Genomic DNA, 18,039 nt, shown 5'->3' on the forward strand with positions numbered 1-18,039 from the left:
AAATTCATACGGACATCAGTGATAAAGTCCTAAATGCTGTTATTGTTTTGCTGTAAATCGTTTCGCAAGGCTGGCGACCCTTTGTCCAAGATAGTGCGCGGTGATCAAATCTGTTTCGTGGACGTTACCATCCATCGAGTGGGCAATTAAACCTGATTGTGCTCCGAGGCGATTACGTTGTTCTGCATCGAAGTTACCAGGAATGTCCAGGCTTACCCATAGCATGCCATGCTGACTTGCGAATACTTGCATGTATTGAATCGTATTCAGCTGATCACCACTTACACTTGCCCCAATGGTGAAGCCAGCAGCAATCTTGTCAGCCCAACGTTTCTCGGCCCAAAGATCACCCGTTGCATCTGTGAAGGCCTTAAATTGCGAGGATACGCAGCCCATATAAGTTGGTGAGCCAAAAACTATTGCATCCGCGTTGTCTAGTTGCTGGAGCAGGTTGCTGTTGCGAAAACGTCCTTCAACAATGTCTGTACCAACAATCTCTGCCTGAATAACTTCTACGTCTGACAGTGTTGCCGCACCTGCAGCAACAGCCTGGGCAAGTTGCTTTGTACTGCCCGTAGCTGAATGAAATACTATGGCGATTTTCATCACACCAACTCCTGTTGTTGCTGTGCTTCGTGATTTAAATTTTGCTCGACTTGGATATCACTCAGGTACATAACAACCCCCACTGATACTCAACAAACTCCACTTCAAAGCCTGCGGGATCGATAAAGTAGACGTTCTTGCGAAATGGTTCGGTGGCGCCTGGATTAGAAATGTCATAGCCAGCGTTCGTTAATCGGTCTATCACGGCAGCAAGGTCATTGGTGACATAAGCAAAATGCGCGAGTCCCACGCTATGGCCTGTCAGATCACGGTTGACTCCTTCGCCGTTATCGCAGAAGGCAATATAGTGTTCATCGTCACCAAAGTGCAGCCATTTTCGTGACTTGCCATACCAATCACTAAAGCCTTCATCACGTACATGCCAGTGTGGAAATGCCGCGCGGTAAAACTTCAACATGTCATCGATATTAGGGACCACCAGATTTACATGCTCCAAGTACATAAAACATCTCCTTGCAATAATCGAGTCGACAGGTTAAAACCTCAACAAAGGTTGAGGTAAAGCTTTTTTTTCAAATTCAACGAAAAAATTCAGGAGCAAGTGATGTCAGAGGCAAACTGGAGTGTTGGGGCGGTAGCAAAACGCTGCGGTGTAAAAGTCAGTACCTTGCATTTTTATGAGCAACAAGGCCTTATCCAGAGCTGGCGTAATGATGGCAATCAGCGACGCTATAAACCCGAAGTTCTAAGGCGGATCTCGGTGATAAAAGCTGCACAGAAAGTCGGGGTTAGCCTGGAAGAGATTAGACAGGCATTCTTGTCATTACCGAATAAACGCACACCAACAGTCGAGGACTGGCAACAGCTTTCAAAAAACTGGCAACGTATGCTGGATGGCCGGATTGCGTATCTGCAAACATTGCGTAATAACTTGGCTGGTTGTATAGGTTGCGGCTGTCTGAGTATGACCAATTGCCCACTCTATAACCCTGATGACACACTGGCCGCATCGGGTAGCGGCCCCGTCATATTGGATCAGGCAGAGCATGAGGCAATGACGGATACAACTGCTTTTGATAAATCGCTTGGCGATCTAGAGTGTCAGAGCTAAATGAAATTTATCCGGCTATCAGTGATAAAGTCGTAATAAAAATACTAGTATCAATAGATAGCTAATCATCTACAAATCTATATTGGCTGGAGGTGCAAACATGGATGAATTAAAACAGAAAATTGCCTTATTTATTGATGCTGATAATGCACCCGCGAGTAAGTTTGAAGATGTTCTGAGTGAGGTCGCAAACTATGGTGTGGTCACTATCCGGAAAGCGTATGGCAATTGGAAGTCGCCCACGCTAAAGGCCTGGGAAGATCTGTTGCATGAGTATGCCATTCAACCCATCCAGCAATATGATTTAACCAAAGGGAAAAATGCATCCGATATTGCATTGGTGATTGATGCGATGGATGTGATGTATACCAAGCAGATTGATGTGATGTGTTTTGTGTCATCGGATTGTGATTTTACGCCAATGGTGACCCGGGCCTTAGCGGAAGGGAAAGTTGTATTGGGCTTCGGTGAACGGAAAACACCGTCGGCATTTGTGAATGCCTGCTCCAAGTTTCTTTTCCTGGATCAAGAAAAAGAAGTCACCAAAACAGCGGTGAAACCCAAGAACATAAAATCAGATACCAAATTGATTCATTTGCTGCGGCAGGCCATCGAGGCAACCGAAGACGAAGACGGCTGGGCGGCGCTTGGGCCTGTTGGTTCAAACATTTCAAACAAGACCTCATTTGATACTCGAAACTATGGCTTTAGAAATCTCAGCAGCTTGTTTAAAGCGATTGATTTATTTGAATTAAAACGTGGCCCCGGCAATTCGTTTTTAGTACGCAATGTACGAACTAAGTAAATGCTCTTTGAGGCCACGGCCTGAATTTACTCGGTGTTCCTTTGCATTATTTCGTCAAAATATGTTTATAACTTCATGATTCCTGTTTTTATCACCTTTGTTTATTGGGCATAACGTTTTTCGGCTTATCATGATTATTTGATATGTGTGGTTATGGCTGCTGGTCACATGCCACGGCTTCAAAGGTACCTAATCATCCATAATCCCATCGCTATCATCATCAGATTTTCGGTGAGAGAGACGAATCCCAGTGGTACATTGCTGCCTCCGCCAACACAGGCACATTTCAGTTCGCGTTTATCAATATAAACGGCTTTAAAAACGGATGCCGCGCCGATAGACCCGATAATTAGAGCCACCGGGATGGCTAACCACAACATTGCTCCCGCTACCATCAGCACACCCGCCAGTAATTCACCAAAGGGATACACATAAGCGTAACGCACCACTTTTCGGGCCAGCAGGTCGTAATTGAGAAACATGGTCGAGAAGCTTTCAACATCTTGTAATTTGAGCAATGCGAGGATGCACATGCTGATGGCGATAAACAATTCCACACTCCGGAGAGTGAATAGGCTTCCGCTCATCATCCAGCTAATAGCTAAGGCAAGCAGAGCTGCAACTCCGAATACAGCCATTACCGGCTGATAACTGGTTTCGTTTTTGGCTTTTACCTTTTTGCCGAAGTGACGCCGTAAATCGTCATACCCGCCAATCCGCTCGCCGTTAATAAACGTTTGTGGTGTGGTATCAACATGATGTTTTTCTTTAAAAGCGTCGGTCTGTTCGCGTGATGTCAGCCAATTATCCTCGATGGTATAACCTTCACGTTCAAGTAGATCTAACGATTTTAAGCCAAAAGGGCAGAGGTGCTTTTCCATCACCATACGATAGAGCGTGGCTTGTTTTGCAGAATCAGTCGACATCTGTTTCTCCTTATGAAATAGGCACTTTCAAACAATTTCTTATCATCATCGTACGTTATTTCGTTTTTTAAGTTCAATTCAACAAACTCGTATAGAGACTGTTTAATTCTCTATGGCCTACCACATCAATAATTTATTTTTAGCGCTTTAGTTCACATTAATTTCAAAATTAATAGAGTTGTCATAAAAACCCACTACCTTCATTTCTGATATCAATGTTCAGACTTGGAGGTAACGTGAGACATACACACAAATTAATTTTCGCTTCAGCACTGGCTTTGGCCAACGTGCCCGTTATGGCAGCAACTTGTATTCCGGGCGGCGCTGCTGATTCACCGACGCTGCTCTGTAACGCGACAAGCAGTGGCAATATCAATGACAAACGAAATAATCTGTCCGTAACCATCGAGAGTGATGCAGAGATTATCCGTGCGAACGGGCGTCCGGTTCAATTGGAAGGTTCGAATCAGTCTGTCAACAATCAGGGCCTGATTGAAAGCGGCAATGATGATGCGATTCGCGGCAAGGGCGCGAATCTGACAATTGACAATTCCGGCACCATTCGTGGCGGTGACCGCGGTATCCGTCTTCAGGACGATGCAGATAATTTCACATTGATTAACCGGGAAAGCGGGAAAATCTTTGCAGAAAATCAGGCTGTCAGGTTGGACAATGACGCTGAACTGGAAAATGCTCATATCACCAACTACGGTCTGATCCAAAGTACTGATGGGCGCGCCATCCAGAGTCGTGGAGCGGGTGGCACCGTGATTAACCACGGTACGCTTCGTGGTGGCGAGGAAGTCATTGAAGCACGTGAGAATTTCACTCTTGAAAACCGTGGCACTGTCGCCCTGAACGGGTTGTCTTGGGATGCGGACACAAAGACCTGGACGAATGCCGGTGCCACTGACGATGAAGACGGCGTGCAATTCGCCAGCGGGACGGCAGATAACTATGGTGTGATTCTTGGCACCGATGACGGGATCGACATTGATGAGGGCAGAGTGCATAACCATGCCACTGGTGTGATTGTCTCTACTGGGTCTGCAAGTGATCCATTGAATGGCGGCAGTGGCATCGATGTGGACGCACTGTTCGAGCCCACACAGGGTGAGGTGCGCGACGCTGGTCCATTGACCATCGTTAACGAAGGCTATATCGAAGGTGTGCGTGCGATTGGTATGGATGAGGCAAGTACCTCAGAGATCACCATTGAGAACAGCGGCACTCTGAATGGCCGGTCGGGCACAGCTATCCAGTTTGCACCTAATCAGGGTAACAGCAGCCTGTTATTGACTGGCAACAGCGAGATTATTGGTGATGTTATCTTTGGTGCCGGCGATGACAACCTGATCATAGAAGGGCTGACCTCAGGAATGCTCAGCACCGGCTTCTTTGACGGAGGCCAGGGCAATAACAGCGTTTTCTTTAATGACTTTTCGCTGTCCAATATTTTGTCATTTGATATCACTGACACGCTGATATACATGTCCTTTGGGATCGCGAGTAATGAACTGTTCTCTGGACAATTTAAAAACTTCTCTTCCTGGACCTTTGGCAATGATGGCACTTTTTCTACCGCACAACTCGCAAGTCAGTTGAATCCGGTGCCATTACCAGCGGCATTGCCGCTTTTCGCTTTCGGTCTTTTTGGACTGTGGGCTGGTCGGGCACGCCTGTTGGGGTAACAATCGACGAAGGACCGAACTAACAGCAGGTCGATTATGACTTAGGGTTTGGTTCCGGCATCAGCTTAATATTTAGGGTCAGTGTAAACACTCAATATGTTTGCACTGGCCCTAAATCATTTTGATATCTACGATAGAATTTTATAAAAAACGCAGGCCTTGATATTTTATGGCTAAAGCGTTTGTCCAGTTTTTTTAATTTTTAGGAAGTGAGTTATGCAACAAAAGCGTGTGGATCCGATAACCGAGGGCGCGACGGCGGTGATTACCCATCAGGTTGATAAGGACAAACACGCCGAGTATGAAGCCTGGCTAAATGAAATTGCCCCGCAATCTAAAAGTGCCCGGGGCATCTGGATTTGAACGTTATCCGTCCCATTGCGGGGTTGACCGAAACCTACACGATCATTATCCGCTTTGATACGCAGTCACATTTGCGTGGCTGGATGGAGTCGGCCAAACGCAGTGAGTTGATAGCGAAAGTGTCACCATTGCTGGTCAAAGGCGATGATTTTTATATCAATAGCGGGCTGGATTTCTGGTTTACCCCGGAGCAAGCGAATACCAAAGTGCCCATTCGCTGGAAACAGGCATTGGTCACCTGGTCGGCTATCTATCCGCTGGTATTGATATTGCCGTTTCTGCTACTGCCACTTCACCAGCTGGGGCTGCCTGACAACCATTATCTGGATACCCTGATCATCACCGGCATTGCCGTATTGCTGATGGTCTATGTGGTGATGCCACGCTATACCAAGCTCATTCATGCCTGGCTGTTCCGTGGTTGTTAAATAAGAATTGCGCCACAGGTAAATTTGAGGCCGTGTAAGAATCGAAACGTGTTAGATTTTTACACCGCCTCCCAATAATTAATCTCGTTGCCCGGCCCGTTTTTTAACTATCAAAAGAAGTCCGAAAGCGTGCGGTGAGGTTGTTCATCGAATTCGCTTCGGTTTTCAATGCGATACTGATGGCTCTGCTGCCAGCGATGGTTTCACTGACGGTTGATGCATGATTATCAAGTGTTGCGAATCGCAAACCGACCCGGTCAATCTCTTCTCGTTGCATTGAAAGGGCTTGGTTAATGGTTGTTGTCCGTTGCTCTAAATCGGCAAACCAGTGATTCATGGTGGCAAGCTGTTCTTTAAGTTCGTTTAAAGTGTGGCGATTGCCATCCCCGGCATGTTTCATTTCTGTGATTTGGTCATCAACGGCTTCCACAACCTGAATCAGATCATGTACCCATTGCCGAATTTGTCCCGTAGAGTCGGTGGTGCGCTGCGAAAGAGTTCGCACTTCGTCGGCAACAACGGCAAATCCTCGACCATGTTCGCCAGCTCTGGCGGCTTCAATGGCTGCATTAAGCGCCAGCAGATTGGTTTGTTCAGCTATTTCGGCGATGACGCTAATGACTTTTTCAATTTTTGAGGTTGATTCTGTTAGTTCTTGTATTGAGCTCGTCACTCTTGCAATCACTTCAACGGTATTATCTGCCGCCATTTCGCTTTTTTTGAGGCCTGATTGAATAACAGCATTCGCTGTTACGGCAGATCGAAGGGTCTCAGTTGAGTCATGCGTTGATGTTTCAATTGTAAAAGCCTGTTCGGCCATTGCCTGCATCGACAGGGTGACTTCCTGAATATGATCATGTGTCGTTCGGGATGCGGACTCCAGTTCTCTTGCCTGGCTATCAAGGTGATCGGAACGCTCATTCACGATTTTCGAGGCATTTCTGATATCGCCAATAAATCCCTCAAATCGGCCTACCAGTCGAATCAAAGCGGTCGCCACACCAGCTACTTCGTCGGAACCAGCCAGAGTCGGTGGGGTGGCCAGATCCGAATTTTTATCCATTGCCTGAATATCCTGCTCGATGCGTTGCAGCCGGAAAATAACGGTTTTTCTTAACCAGAAGGTCATCAACACAATTACGGTCAGAAAAAATATGAAGCCGCTGATCAATGAAACCTGTTGCCGGCCAAGATAATTTAGCAGTTCATCTGAGTCCTGGGAGATATGGTTGCGACTGGTTTCCTTGCGGATATTTATTTTTTCCAGCAGGGGGGACAGCACCGGAAAGAGGGAGAAATCCACGGTTTTCCCCGCCTGATAATAGCTCTGCTCGGCGATTCCTGCGCCCAGTTCGTCAAGATAAGCCGCCAGCGGTTCGCGAAGATCGGTGCTTTCGTTGTACCAGTTACGTAGTTGTGGATTTTGCTCAATCGCATGCAATTTGGCAGGGATTGATTGTGAAAGCACTTCAAATTGCTGGTTAATTTCACTCCATAGCAGTAACTGAGCCTTGGTTTTAAATGAGAGATCTTGCAAGTGACGGAGATCCTGTTCCAAATCAGTCAATAACCAGGATTCAGTCAGGCTGTTTTGGATAAGTTGTTCAGCGGAATTTTGCGCCTTTCCAATGATTGACCAGGACAAAAATGCCAGCGCTGAGAGCGCAAAGACAGAGAAAGAAGAAAAGAACAGAATCCTGCTGCGAACCGTTTTAAGCATCACACCACCACATACAAATGGGAAATCATGATGCAGATTTGTTATGACATTACGATGACGGCTACCATTAAATTGCTTGTGGTTTACCTGTTTGATTTTTGAAACCGAATATCATACTTCGCACTCTCAAGCGGACGTTTATTCATCTTTCAAGGCAAAGCTAAATCTTAAAAAAAAACTTTTACTTACCCAGAGGTAATACGACATGACATTGGAACGGAAAATTGCCGGGATTTTTAAGCTTGATGATGAAAACTGGATGCGACACGCCAATCCCGTGAGTGTCTGGACAAGATATTCTGTGCTTCCTTTTATCGTCATTGCGTTCTGGAGCAGGGAGTGGATTGGCTGGTGGTGTTTGGTACCAGGGCTGGCATCGCTTCTGTGGTTATTTTTCAATCCTATCTTGTTCAAAAAACCGAAATCTACCAAAAACTGGGCATCAAAAGCCGTTCTGGGCGAGCGCGTTTATTTAAACCGGGATACGGTTCCAATACCGGATCGGCATACCATTCCATTACATGGTTTTCTTAATGGTATTTCCTTCACAGGCTTGCTGTTAGCGGTCTGGGCTACTGTCTATTTTTCTGTCTGGGGCGCGATTCTGGGTGTGTCTTTGGCCTATCTTGGTAAAAGCTGGTTCCTGGATCGAATGGTCTGGCTTTACGAGGATATGAAGGAAGCGAACGAACTTTATCGCAGCTGGGAGTATTAGCAGAGCCAATAAAAGGTATCCAGCACAAACAAGGTGCCGAGTTTAGGGGAGCCGATCACGCTATCCTGTGTTGCCATGAAAAAGTCGTTACGACTTGAACCATAAATTTTGTTTATGCCGTCCATAAATATTTATGTCTTTTATTTATTGCGTTGCTGGTCTAGATTAAAAAACCATAAATAACGGGTCATCAGTGACACGCTTTTCCGCCGATGGAATTGCAAATCGAAAGGATGAATATTTTGGCATTACAATTATTACGACAACTGCGTGGTTATGCCGCAGAGCATCAATTTACAGTTGCAGTTTTCTACGTTAATACCCTGGAACAGCTGCAGGCTGATATGCAGACAGCAGATCCGTGTGGCAGCCCGACTGTCAATCAAAATTCTGAGAGTGCCAGAAAGCATACTGGCAACCCTTTTATCCGCCACTTGTTTCGCGTGGTCATTGAAAGCTATTCCCGTATTTCCGTTGCTATGCATCGAGTTTACGGTGCATTACCGGCTGTCGGGGCCAGGGTAATTCAGGCAAGTTTCAGCTTGATAATGATGGATGGTCATTGCCTGAAGATAAACAAATACACCATAGGAGAGCATGCCTAGCGCATAGCAACAACCAACAATCCGACAATTTAAGGTCATGAAACCATTCATTGTTATTTCGCAGAATTTGGAGCGATAAATGAGCACACATAAAACCTTAACCCCGTTCATCGCTGAACTGCAGCAATCGCTGCCTGATGAGTCGGGCTATTTAAGTCTGTTACAAAACGAATTGGCAACAGCATGTAAACACCTTTCTCTTAAGGTTGGTCGAGTCGTCATTACTGGCATGTTGGGCGACTCGAACTCAACCACTGTTCAGGGTGAAATCCAATATCAGCCCGATATCATTGCCAATGACATCCTGGTCGATTCCTTCTCGTGGACTGGCTACCTAGACCGGAAATTGTACTCGTAAGCAAGTCAAATCCGTCCCCAATACGCTCTCCAAGGAGAAGGCTTAAATGTCTGTTTCCCATCCTATTATTGCTGTTACAGGTTCTTCAGGAGCCGGTACATCAACCGTAAAACATGCTTTTGAAGATATCTTTCGCCGGGCGAATATCAAACCCGCCGTTATTGAGGGCGATAGCTTTCACAAATATACCCGTGAAGAAATGCTTGCTGAAATTATCAAAGCCGAAACAGAAGGCCGCTCGCTGACCCACTTCGGGCCGGAAGCAAACTGTCTGGATAAATTGGAGCAACTGTTCCAGACCTATTCTGAGAGTGGGCGTGGTGAAAAACGTCACTACATTCATGATCAGTGTGAAGCGGCCAGATATAACCGACCACCTGGTACGTTTACTGAGTGGAAAGAAATCGATAATGACAGCGATTTACTGTTTTATGAGGGGTTGCATGGTGGTGTTGTCACTGATGAGGTCAATATTGCCCAGTACACCGATCTGTTGATTGGTGTGGTCCCGGTTATCAATATCGAATGGATTCAGAAAATCAAACGTGACTGCGCCAATCGTGGCTATTCGCAGGATGCCGTGGTAGACGTCATCCTCAAACGGATGCCGGATTATATTCATCATATTACGCCACAATTTTCGCGTACCCATATCAACTTCCAGCGGGTGCCGCTAATCGATACTTCCAACCCGTTTGTAATGCGCGAAATCCCGTCGGCTGATGAAAGCCTCTGCGTGATTCGCTTCAAGAACCCTGAGATGGCGGATTTCCCCTATTACCTGTCAATGTTGAAAGATTCGTTTATGTCACGTCCCAATAATATGGTGGTGCCCGGCGTAAAAATGGGCCTGGCGATGGAAATCATTCTGACACCGTTCGTCGATAGGATAATGGAGAAACGCAAGCGTGGTTAAAGTCCTTGTAAAGGTCGATCAAGAGAGCGTTTCAGTCAGGAAGATTTGGATTAAGAAACGTTATGAATTTTTATCGACTTAAAATTTACACACCAAAAAAACGATAGAAATAACGTAGTTTTTCCTGAGCTTCTTCCAGCGAAATCTGTGTAAATCTCACTTCGGTATTGGCTTGCTGTTGCGCCAGTAAAAAAGCATCGAGCACAAACAAGGTACCCAGTTTGGGATAGCCGCCCATGGTCTGGCGATCTTTGAGCAGGATAATTGGCTGACCATCCGGGGGCAGCTGAATAGTGCCATAGGCAATGCCTTCGGAAATAATGCCTTGTACATTGGGAATAATCGGTTCGCCTTCAAGCCGGATCCCCATGTTATTACTGTGCATCGAAATGCGATAGGTCCAGTGATAGAGCTTTTCCTGTTCTGCTATATCAAAGTGATCGGTTTGGTCGGTGGGAATCACACTGAGAATTAAAGGTTGTTGATAATCCGGGATAAATAACGGCGGAACATGGGTTTTTAATCTGGGTCGGTTTTGACTGCACGGTAAAAAGTCATCTGCTTTTAAGGGATTACCATCGCCATCAATGCCCCCCATTTTTTCGCGCATCACCGTGGCAACAGACCCGAAGCATGGCTCAAACTGAAAACCATCCTGTATCGCCAGATAGCTGCGGATACCTGATTTGGCATGAGCAAAGCTGAGTATATCGCCGGTGCTTATTGGGTGTGTTTGCCAGTTTTCCAAAGGCTCGCCATTAATGCTGGCCTGCATATCAGCGCCGGTGATGGCGATATTGGTATTGGTTAATGCTTCAAGTTGCAAGCCACCAAAGCAAATTTCCAGCGCTGGGTGATTGGGCCGGTTATCCAATAAGCGATTGGCCCATAAAAACGCATGTTCATCAGCTGCACCGCCGGGGGAGAGGCCAATATGTTGATAGGCAAAGCGGCCCAAGTCCTGCACCAGCGTCAGGATGCCGGGTTTGAGGACTTTTAAACCCTGCTGCTTCATTCCAGCTGACCGCCTGCCAGCAGAAATTCAGCCTTACTGACCGGGATAAATTGCACTCGATCACCTGGTAACACAGGGCATAATTTTGGACTTTGCCGATCAAACATTTTCATGGTGGTACGCCCCAGAATGTTCCAACCGCCGGGTGTGTTAATGGGGTATACCGCTGTTTGTTGATCGGCAATCGCTACCGAACCAGCAATGACATTGGGGCGGGGCGTTTTCAGTCTTGGTGTAGCGAGTTGATTGGAGACATTGCCCATATAAGCAAATCCCGGTGCAAAACCGATGGCAAAAATTTGATAGATGGTGTCACTATGGCGTTGAATGACTTCATCAATGCTGATCTGATGAAAGTCGGCCACATGGTGCAAATCAGGTCCGATATCAGGGTGATACCAAACCGGAATTTCAATCAATTTGCCCATTTCAGCATGGTTGGTATTCAAGTTTGAAAGGTGTTGCTGAATTTTATCCTGGATGCCTGGAAAGTCATTTTTCCGTGGGTCGTAACAGAGCATTAACGTAGTATAGCTCGGTACAAGGCCCCGAATTTCTTCCTGTAATTCTTTATGCAGCCGTTTAGTCGCGGCGCGAATCACGGGCACCAGATCGGTGTTTATCTGTTCACCAAAGCGAATCAATACTGCGTCAGGGCCTGCCTGTTCAATCTGAAACATGATCAGCAGCGGTATAGTTTGTTGAACGTATTACGGATATGTCGAACGGCCTTAACGGATTCGGCATTATCGCCATGGACGCATAGCGTATCGGCATCGAGCTTCAATCGCTGACCATTGCGGCTGATGACGCTGCCTTCGGTGGCCAGTAATAACGCCTGTTCAAGGATTTGCTGCTCCGAACGAAACACAGCGCCTTCCTGATTTCGCGGACGTAACAGACCGTTATTTTCATAAGCCCGATCAGCAAAGGCTTCGAATAGTAATTTGATACCAAACTCGGCCGCAATGGATTCGGTTTTGCGATTATCAGTTGATGCCAGAACCATTAAGGGCAGATTGCTATCGTAGGACGCTATCGCCTCCAATACTGCTCGCAGAATATCGGCATCACGCATCATATCGTTGTAGAGCGCACCATGCGGTTTGACGTAACTTACATGGCTGTCATGTGCCCTGCAAATTCCATCCAGTGCACCAATCTGATATTGCACCATCGAGATAATTTCCAGAGGTGTGCATTGCATACTGCGACGGCCAAAACCAATCAGATCCGGATAACTTGGATGGGCGCCAATCTGAGTTTGGGATTGTTTTGCTAACAGCACCGTCCGCGTCATGGTGAGCGGATCGGAAGCATGAAAACCACAGGCGATATTGGCCATGTCCACCAAGGGCATCACCTGCTCATCCATCCCCATTGACCACGGTCCAAGACTTTCGCCCATATCACAATTAAGCAGCAGTTTTTTGATTGGGGGCTGGCGTTGGTTCATGGCTTGGCATGTTCAGCAAATTAAACGGTAGGTAAAGGATACACGCTTATTTTAGTGACAGAAATTAAGTCTTGGTTAGAAATAACATTTAATAGGTGGTTTGCTTATTTAGCGAGGTAATTCCTGCGGCATGAACTTATAAAAAAACCGATTTGTCACAGGTTTATTCGCTTGGCGTCAGCATCATAAAAAACTGAACAAGTGTGATTAATATCAAGCCAAGCGTTTGCCAGGAGAGAGTAGCTAACGTCAAAACGATGGGCTGTTTTCTGTTCGAAAATAATTAATTGATAACAATCAAGGGCAGGTGCTTATGGTATCCAACGATCTAAATAATAGTTCGACGCCTAACTGGGCCAGTATTCTTGGCGTAGTGGCGATCATGCTAGGCGTCTTTCTGACGGCGATGCATGGTACAGAGTTAATGAAACAATCTGTTATGACCTCAAATATGCCGGTTTCGGGGGTAATGCCTGAAGCCGATTGTCCTTTAGGTGAGCTTGATGAAGAAGGTATCACGCTAGAGCAGTGTGAATTTCTTGTTGATTATGTTCAAGGTATTGCACAGTCTACCCCCGACTGGTTTCCCGACACGATGATGAAACTGGCTTTAGTCGGTACATCACTTGCGTTTGCCTCAGTCATCATTGGTGGGGCATTAGTGAATTACACCCCGTGGTCTACGACGGCCGCCATCGCAGTGTTTATCGGACTGGCGGCAGTTGATTTGCTGCAGTTTGCTGCTGTGGTGATGACAGGGCCTTTATTGCGGGATATGTACCTGTGGAGCATCCTGCTGTGGTTCCTTCTGCACTTGATGTTACTGGTCGGCGCTATTGCAGGTCGGCATACCGAAGCGGCACGCATCCAACGCGACGTTGCCTGATTCTCACAAATAATTAATTGGAAGATAATTATGCAAAGACAAGGTTTTAACAGAGCGGTCGTTGTCCTTCACTGGTTGCTGGCCGTTTCAATATTTTTTCTCTTTATTTCCAGCTGGTGGATGATGGGCCTGCCATTACCCTCTGAAGAGCTGCAGTTCCGGGCATTCCCGTTCCAATTGCACAAGAACATCGGCTTGACGCTGGTAGTACTGTTGATCGTAATGCTTTACATGCGATTTAAATATCCACCTGCACCACCGTCGGCACAAGATATGACACCGTGGATGCATAAGTCAGCGATACTGGCGCACATTGCCATTTACGGGCTTATCTTTTTTGTCTGTATCAGTGGTTATCTCTCTTCGGCACATACCAAGTGGGATACAACTGTTTGGTGGTTATTTACGCTGCCACGCATTGCTGAAGCCAACGAAGATATGAATGAATTCTGGGGTGAATTACATACCTATTCAGCATGGATTCTGCTGGCATTGATTGCGGTGCATGTCAGCGGGGCGATTTACCATTCCTACCGGAATGACGGCATTATCAGACGCATGATGCGTTGGTAATAAGCACTCGTCGTGAAACAGAAAGGGCCGCTAAGCGGCCTTTTTTTATCGGACAAGCTCAATCGAAATTTTCAAGGTTGTTGCAAATGTTCAATCAACGCCTGATGAAATCGATCCGGATCCTGGATTTGGGGTGAATGGCCTAAATCCTCAAACGTGACTAAAGTGGCATCCGGAATTCTGTCTGCAACTTCCCGGCTGATTTTAGAATAGTTACCAAGTGCAGATCGCTTATCCTCCGGGGCCAGGTTTTTACCGACCGCCGTATTATCTTTTTCGCCAATCAGCAGCAGAGTGGGCACTGGCAGATTCCCGAATTCATAAAATACCGGCTGAGTCAGTACCATGTCGTAGGTCAGCGCTGAATTCCAAGCGACACTTTCCTGCCCCGGACCTTGAAATAGTCCGGCCTGCATATTAACCCAGCGATCATATCCCGGTTCCCAGGTTCCGGCGTAATAAGTACTTTTCTGGTATTGGTGAATGCCGTCGGCATTGGTTGTTAATTCACCTTGATACCAGTCATCAATTTCACGGTAGGGCACACCTTTGGCCAGCCAGTCTTCCAGACCGATAGGATTGACCATAACCAATTGTTCAACCTTTTCAGGATTAAGTAATGCATGACGGGGTGCCAGCATGCCACCCATCGAATGGCCCATGATGATGTAGTTGTCAATATCCAGTTGAGCAAGTAAGGCGCTGGTATTGGCAGAGAGTTGATGAAAACTGAACTGATAATGTTCGGGCTTGCTGGATTTACAAAAACCGATCTGATCCGGTGCGATAACACGGTAGCCATTGTCTGTCAGAAAGTGAATAGTCCCTTCCCAGGTGGCGGCGCAGAAGTTTTTACCATGCAGTAACACGACGGTACTTCCACTAGGTTTTTCAGGTTGAATATCCATGTAAGCCATTTCAAGTTGCTGGCCCTGAGAGGCCAGTCGAAATATTTTTACCGGAAAAGGATAGTTAAACCCCTCCAGCTGCGGACCGTAGGTTTTCTGTTCAGCCAGAACAGGAAAGGCAACCACGAAAAATACTATGTAAATAAAACGGGACATTGCTGTTTTCTCCCAAAAATTCAATAGACCCTTGTGAGCCCGAGAGTTCGATGCAAATAGCAAAATGCCCGCGAGGCGGGCATTTTAAATGGAAGCTGACTGAGAACTTAGCGTTGTTGCAGTAACTGCACAACCTCACTGCCCATAGTACGGGCTGAGTTCGGTTTTGGCCTGTGACCAGACGCTCATCAACACTGACTTTTTCCATAAATGGAATCCATGACTTGCTGACATTAGCTCCGCGTTGTTCCAGGCGGGTTTCCAGTAAAAATGGCATATCACTGTAGAGTCTGACGATGCGTTCTTCAATATTGGTAAAGGTGCTGACCTCACGATTGGCAACCAGGTACTCGCCATCCGACAAGGTGACATTCACCAACGCTGCCGGACCATGGCAAACCGCTGCCACAACACCATTATTTTCATATATTTCTCTGGTCAGACGTTGAATATCGGCATTGTCCGGAAAGTCCCACATGGTGCCGTGCCCACCGGCAAACACAATCGCAGCATAGTCGTCTGATTTGATCTCTTCCAGTCGCAATGATGTTTCCATTTTGCTCCAGTCTTCGGGCGTTTCCATAAAGCGTTTGTTGTCATCATCCGATAATTTATAGCTACCGGGATCCATTGGCGGTAATCCCCCTTCAGGGCTGGCAATATCAATCTCAAAACCGGCCGCTTTTAATTCGTAATACGGGTGCGTGACTTCAGACAGGAAGTAACCGGTATCCTTTTTACTGGAGGCTTCATCTTCACCAATATAGCCATGGCTGGTGACGACGATAAGTACTTTATCGCTGGCCATGGCTGTCAGAGACAGCATACCTAACACGATAAACAGCAAGGGCTTAAAAAAACGATAGATGGTATTTGTCATGATAAGTTCTCTCTCTCTGGTTGAGTATAAGCCGCTTTATCGTTGTTATTAAATGAAATCAGGTCGCGGCAAAACAGTTACTACTTATAACAAAATACGTTCATGGTTTAGTTATTGATTGCGGATATCAGCAGTCCGATGATCCAGCTGATGAATACAATCAGTAGAACCAGAATGCCCAGTAATAATCCAATAAACAAGATGTTTTGAATCAATGATTTGCGGTAAACCTGTTTGGGTTGTTGCTGATAATCGTCCAGTAAGACGACATTACGCTTGTTGGCTTTCCAGACAAAGTCAAATACATCACCAGCAACAGGAATAGCACCCAATACCGTGTCGATCACCATATTGATAATCATTCTGCCCAATATCATTCGTGGCACACCCAGTTGGTGAGCTTTGTAAATAATGACGCTGGATAACAGTCCACCAATAAAATCGCCGATACCCGGTATCAGACCAATAAAACCATCCAGACCGATTCTATAGCCACCGGGCAGGGGAATACTCTCATCCAGAAACCAACTTAAACGTTCGATAAAGCGACTTTTTGTTTTCATGACCCGCTATCCCTTTCCATTGGCATCACCTCATTCAAGCCTTGACGATAAAACTGATAACGCAATGGTGACTGAGGTTTCACTAATTCACCTTTGAGTGATAGTTAACCATTTTTTACCGGAATGTTTTTTAATTTCAGTAAGCATGAATTTTAATACGATTTAAGTACTTGTCTTTTATGGATAAATACCTTAAAAGTAAATTTGTTTATTCACTAGGAATGGCATGGGGGGCGTGGGATGAAACAGCTCAAAAAAGTAATGTTCGGCTTTTTTTGTTTTAGTTTTATGACAACAGCAATCGCCGACGATTTTGATATTGTAGGTCTTAAATTAGGGATGAGTTTTGATGAAGTGCAACAGACGCTATTAACGCACGGAGCAAAACCGGAAAGTATCCAGCAGCAACATCAATATTTTCAGTACCACGACGGAGCAGAGGTCCATAAAACAGAGTCCTTCCTGCATAGCGTGACGGCCGGAAAAGATGTGATGGGAGAAAAAGGGCGGGACCAGGAGAGTTTCAATGTGTTTTTTTCACCCCCGCCTGAACAGTCAAGAGTCGTGGCGATTATCCGGACCATTAATACGCGTAATAATCCCACCACAAAAGGCCAATACATGACGGCCCTTAATGAGAAATATGGTGAACCCCAGACTATCGGCAGTCGACTGGTCTGGTGGTTTCCAGAGGGAAAACAGAGTTGTTATGCCGCTACCAATCTGGTGATGATGCCGGATATTGATCAGATTATGAATGGTATCTTTTTGTCGAGTGGTAAACGTTATTTTCTGGATCGGTTTCAAAATACCAAGCTCACCAGTATTGATGATTGTGCTGGATATCTGGTCTATGACATGGGCATGTTGCAACCTGATTCACCCGCAAATAGAGTCACTGCCACCATGATAGATGCCCCGACCTGGGTGAAAGCCAACCTGAAATCCATGGAGTGGGTTGAACAGCTGCAAACGGAAGCGACTGAAGCCAGACTTGCTGGCAGTAGTAAACCTACTTTATAAGGAATAAGCAGATGAAAAAAATACTTATTATTAGTCTGTTTTCTCTCTGGCTGACAGCCTGCGGCTCAGGGCTTGAAGGCACTTATACAGATGACCTTGGCATCTATCACTTCACGTTTGAACCGAATGGCAAAGTCATGATTCGTGAAAAAGGTCAGATGCAGGAATATGAATATAGAGTTGATGGTGACGAGGTGTTAATTGAGTTGAGTGAAGAGGACGAAGAGGTCTTGGTCATTAACGAGGATGGTTCTCTGTCACCTAAAGGGTTGAAAAATGTTTATTTGATCAAGCAGGAATGAATTCGGTAATTTAAAATTGCACTTTTGAAAAGGCGCTTTTTTGCGCCTTTATCTTTAAATATCAATGAAGTT

Annotated in this window: 23 protein-coding genes; 13 read left to right on the forward strand and 10 right to left on the reverse strand. The window is 45.9% G+C overall.

Annotated elements, in window-relative coordinates; translation table 11 throughout:
• Positions 1–39 precede the first annotated feature (39 nt).
• On the reverse strand, positions 40–606 hold the full coding sequence (locus tag E8Q33_RS03525; RefSeq protein WP_211116077.1) for an NAD(P)H-dependent oxidoreductase: 567 nt from the start codon (positions 604–606) through the stop codon (positions 40–42).
• Between the two features lie 61 nt (positions 607–667).
• Complete coding sequence (locus tag E8Q33_RS03530) at positions 668–1,069, reverse strand: VOC family protein (protein ID WP_136552826.1); 402 nt, start codon at positions 1,067–1,069, stop codon at positions 668–670.
• Between the two features lie 102 nt (positions 1,070–1,171).
• Between E8Q33_RS03530 and soxR the strand changes: the two genes are divergently transcribed.
• Complete coding sequence (gene soxR / locus E8Q33_RS03535; RefSeq protein ID WP_136552827.1) at positions 1,172–1,678, forward strand: redox-sensitive transcriptional activator SoxR; 507 nt, start codon at positions 1,172–1,174, stop codon at positions 1,676–1,678.
• 100 nt (positions 1,679–1,778) lie between these two features.
• Complete coding sequence (locus E8Q33_RS03540) at positions 1,779–2,483, forward strand: NYN domain-containing protein (RefSeq protein WP_136552829.1); 705 nt, start codon at positions 1,779–1,781, stop codon at positions 2,481–2,483.
• Positions 2,484–2,662: 179 nt separating this feature from the next.
• Here the strand turns inward: E8Q33_RS03540 and E8Q33_RS03545 are convergent, their stop codons facing one another.
• The gene (locus E8Q33_RS03545) at positions 2,663–3,409 is read right to left on the reverse strand and encodes a glutaredoxin family protein (protein ID WP_136552831.1); all 747 of its coding nucleotides are present in this window, start codon (positions 3,407–3,409) and stop codon (positions 2,663–2,665) included.
• Between the two features lie 236 nt (positions 3,410–3,645).
• Here E8Q33_RS03545 and E8Q33_RS03550 point away from each other — a divergent pair, with 236 nt between their 5' ends.
• The 3 genes from E8Q33_RS03550 (at position 3,646) to E8Q33_RS03555 (ending at position 5,891) form a co-directional block, all read left to right on the forward strand.
• Entirely contained in the window at positions 3,646–5,100 is a 1,455-nt protein-coding gene (locus E8Q33_RS03550; RefSeq protein ID WP_247869900.1) for a hypothetical protein, read from the forward strand.
• 216 nt (positions 5,101–5,316) lie between these two features.
• The gene (locus E8Q33_RS15560) at positions 5,317–5,463 is read left to right on the forward strand and encodes a hypothetical protein (protein ID WP_211116078.1); all 147 of its coding nucleotides are present in this window, start codon (positions 5,317–5,319) and stop codon (positions 5,461–5,463) included.
• Entirely contained in the window at positions 5,460–5,891 is a 432-nt protein-coding gene (locus E8Q33_RS03555; protein WP_211116079.1) for an antibiotic biosynthesis monooxygenase, read from the forward strand. Before E8Q33_RS15560 ends, E8Q33_RS03555 begins: the two co-directional genes overlap by 4 nt.
• A 103-nt stretch (positions 5,892–5,994) precedes the next feature.
• Here E8Q33_RS03555 and E8Q33_RS03560 read toward each other — a convergent pair whose 3' ends face one another.
• Complete coding sequence (locus E8Q33_RS03560) at positions 5,995–7,611, reverse strand: methyl-accepting chemotaxis protein (RefSeq protein ID WP_136552833.1); 1,617 nt, start codon at positions 7,609–7,611, stop codon at positions 5,995–5,997.
• Between the two features lie 205 nt (positions 7,612–7,816).
• Here E8Q33_RS03560 and E8Q33_RS03565 point away from each other — a divergent pair, with 205 nt between their 5' ends.
• The 4 genes from E8Q33_RS03565 to E8Q33_RS03580 all read left to right on the forward strand — a co-directional run bounded on the left by E8Q33_RS03565 (position 7,817) and on the right by E8Q33_RS03580 (position 10,205).
• Positions 7,817–8,326 carry a DUF6653 family protein gene (locus tag E8Q33_RS03565; protein ID WP_136552835.1) on the forward strand — a complete coding sequence of 170 codons (510 nt, stop codon included), beginning with the start codon at positions 7,817–7,819 and terminating at the stop codon, positions 8,324–8,326.
• 242 nt (positions 8,327–8,568) lie between these two features.
• A complete protein-coding gene (locus E8Q33_RS03570) occupies positions 8,569–8,931 on the forward strand; it encodes a class II fructose-bisphosphate aldolase (protein WP_168800133.1) in 363 nt (120 codons plus the stop codon).
• A gap of 79 nt (positions 8,932–9,010) precedes the next feature.
• Positions 9,011–9,289 carry a hypothetical protein gene (locus tag E8Q33_RS03575; protein ID WP_136552838.1) on the forward strand — a complete coding sequence of 93 codons (279 nt, stop codon included), beginning with the start codon at positions 9,011–9,013 and terminating at the stop codon, positions 9,287–9,289.
• Between the two features lie 46 nt (positions 9,290–9,335).
• The gene (locus E8Q33_RS03580; RefSeq protein ID WP_136552840.1) at positions 9,336–10,205 is read left to right on the forward strand and encodes a phosphoribulokinase; all 870 of its coding nucleotides are present in this window, start codon (positions 9,336–9,338) and stop codon (positions 10,203–10,205) included.
• Positions 10,206–10,290: 85 nt separating this feature from the next.
• Here the strand turns inward: E8Q33_RS03580 and E8Q33_RS03585 are convergent, their stop codons facing one another.
• The 3 genes from E8Q33_RS03585 to E8Q33_RS03595 are packed head-to-tail and all read right to left on the reverse strand — an operon-like array spanning position 10,291 to position 12,676.
• Entirely contained in the window at positions 10,291–11,220 is a 930-nt protein-coding gene (locus E8Q33_RS03585; protein WP_136552841.1) for a biotin-dependent carboxyltransferase family protein, read from the reverse strand.
• Entirely contained in the window at positions 11,217–11,900 is a 684-nt protein-coding gene (gene pxpB, locus E8Q33_RS03590; RefSeq protein ID WP_247869901.1) for a 5-oxoprolinase subunit PxpB, read from the reverse strand. Before pxpB ends, E8Q33_RS03585 begins: the two co-directional genes overlap by 4 nt.
• Positions 11,901–11,902: 2 nt before the next feature.
• Positions 11,903–12,676 carry a 5-oxoprolinase subunit PxpA gene (locus tag E8Q33_RS03595; RefSeq protein WP_136552845.1) on the reverse strand — a complete coding sequence of 258 codons (774 nt, stop codon included), beginning with the start codon at positions 12,674–12,676 and terminating at the stop codon, positions 11,903–11,905.
• 313 nt (positions 12,677–12,989) lie between these two features.
• Here E8Q33_RS03595 and E8Q33_RS03600 point away from each other — a divergent pair, with 313 nt between their 5' ends.
• Together E8Q33_RS03600 and E8Q33_RS03605 are read left to right on the forward strand one after the other, a co-directional pair.
• A complete protein-coding gene (locus tag E8Q33_RS03600) occupies positions 12,990–13,562 on the forward strand; it encodes a hypothetical protein (RefSeq protein WP_136552847.1) in 573 nt (190 codons plus the stop codon).
• Positions 13,563–13,592: 30 nt separating this feature from the next.
• Positions 13,593–14,135 (forward strand): cytochrome b, encoded by a 543-nt coding sequence (locus tag E8Q33_RS03605; protein ID WP_136552849.1) that lies wholly within the window; start codon positions 13,593–13,595, stop codon positions 14,133–14,135.
• Between the two features lie 71 nt (positions 14,136–14,206).
• Here the strand turns inward: E8Q33_RS03605 and E8Q33_RS03610 are convergent, their stop codons facing one another.
• The 3 genes from E8Q33_RS03610 to E8Q33_RS03620 form a co-directional block, all read right to left on the reverse strand.
• Positions 14,207–15,199 carry an alpha/beta fold hydrolase gene (locus E8Q33_RS03610; protein WP_136552851.1) on the reverse strand — a complete coding sequence of 331 codons (993 nt, stop codon included), beginning with the start codon at positions 15,197–15,199 and terminating at the stop codon, positions 14,207–14,209.
• Complete coding sequence (locus tag E8Q33_RS03615) at positions 15,144–16,079, reverse strand: type 1 glutamine amidotransferase domain-containing protein (RefSeq protein ID WP_136552853.1); 936 nt, start codon at positions 16,077–16,079, stop codon at positions 15,144–15,146. The genes E8Q33_RS03610 and E8Q33_RS03615 overlap by 56 nt, the downstream gene beginning before the upstream one ends.
• 107 nt (positions 16,080–16,186) lie before the next feature.
• Positions 16,187–16,642, reverse strand: coding sequence for a DUF4112 domain-containing protein (locus tag E8Q33_RS03620; RefSeq protein ID WP_136552855.1), 456 nt, complete (start codon positions 16,640–16,642; stop codon positions 16,187–16,189).
• Between the two features lie 240 nt (positions 16,643–16,882).
• Between E8Q33_RS03620 and E8Q33_RS03625 the strand changes: the two genes are divergently transcribed.
• Positions 16,883–17,665, forward strand: coding sequence for a hypothetical protein (locus E8Q33_RS03625; protein ID WP_136552857.1), 783 nt, complete (start codon positions 16,883–16,885; stop codon positions 17,663–17,665).
• 11 nt (positions 17,666–17,676) lie between these two features.
• Entirely contained in the window at positions 17,677–17,967 is a 291-nt protein-coding gene (locus tag E8Q33_RS03630; protein ID WP_136552858.1) for a hypothetical protein, read from the forward strand.
• The last annotated feature ends 72 nt before the right edge of the window (positions 17,968–18,039 follow it).

This window comes from Methylophaga sp. SB9B (assembly GCF_004832235.1).
GTDB lineage: Bacteria > Pseudomonadota > Gammaproteobacteria > Nitrosococcales > Methylophagaceae > Methylophaga > Methylophaga muralis.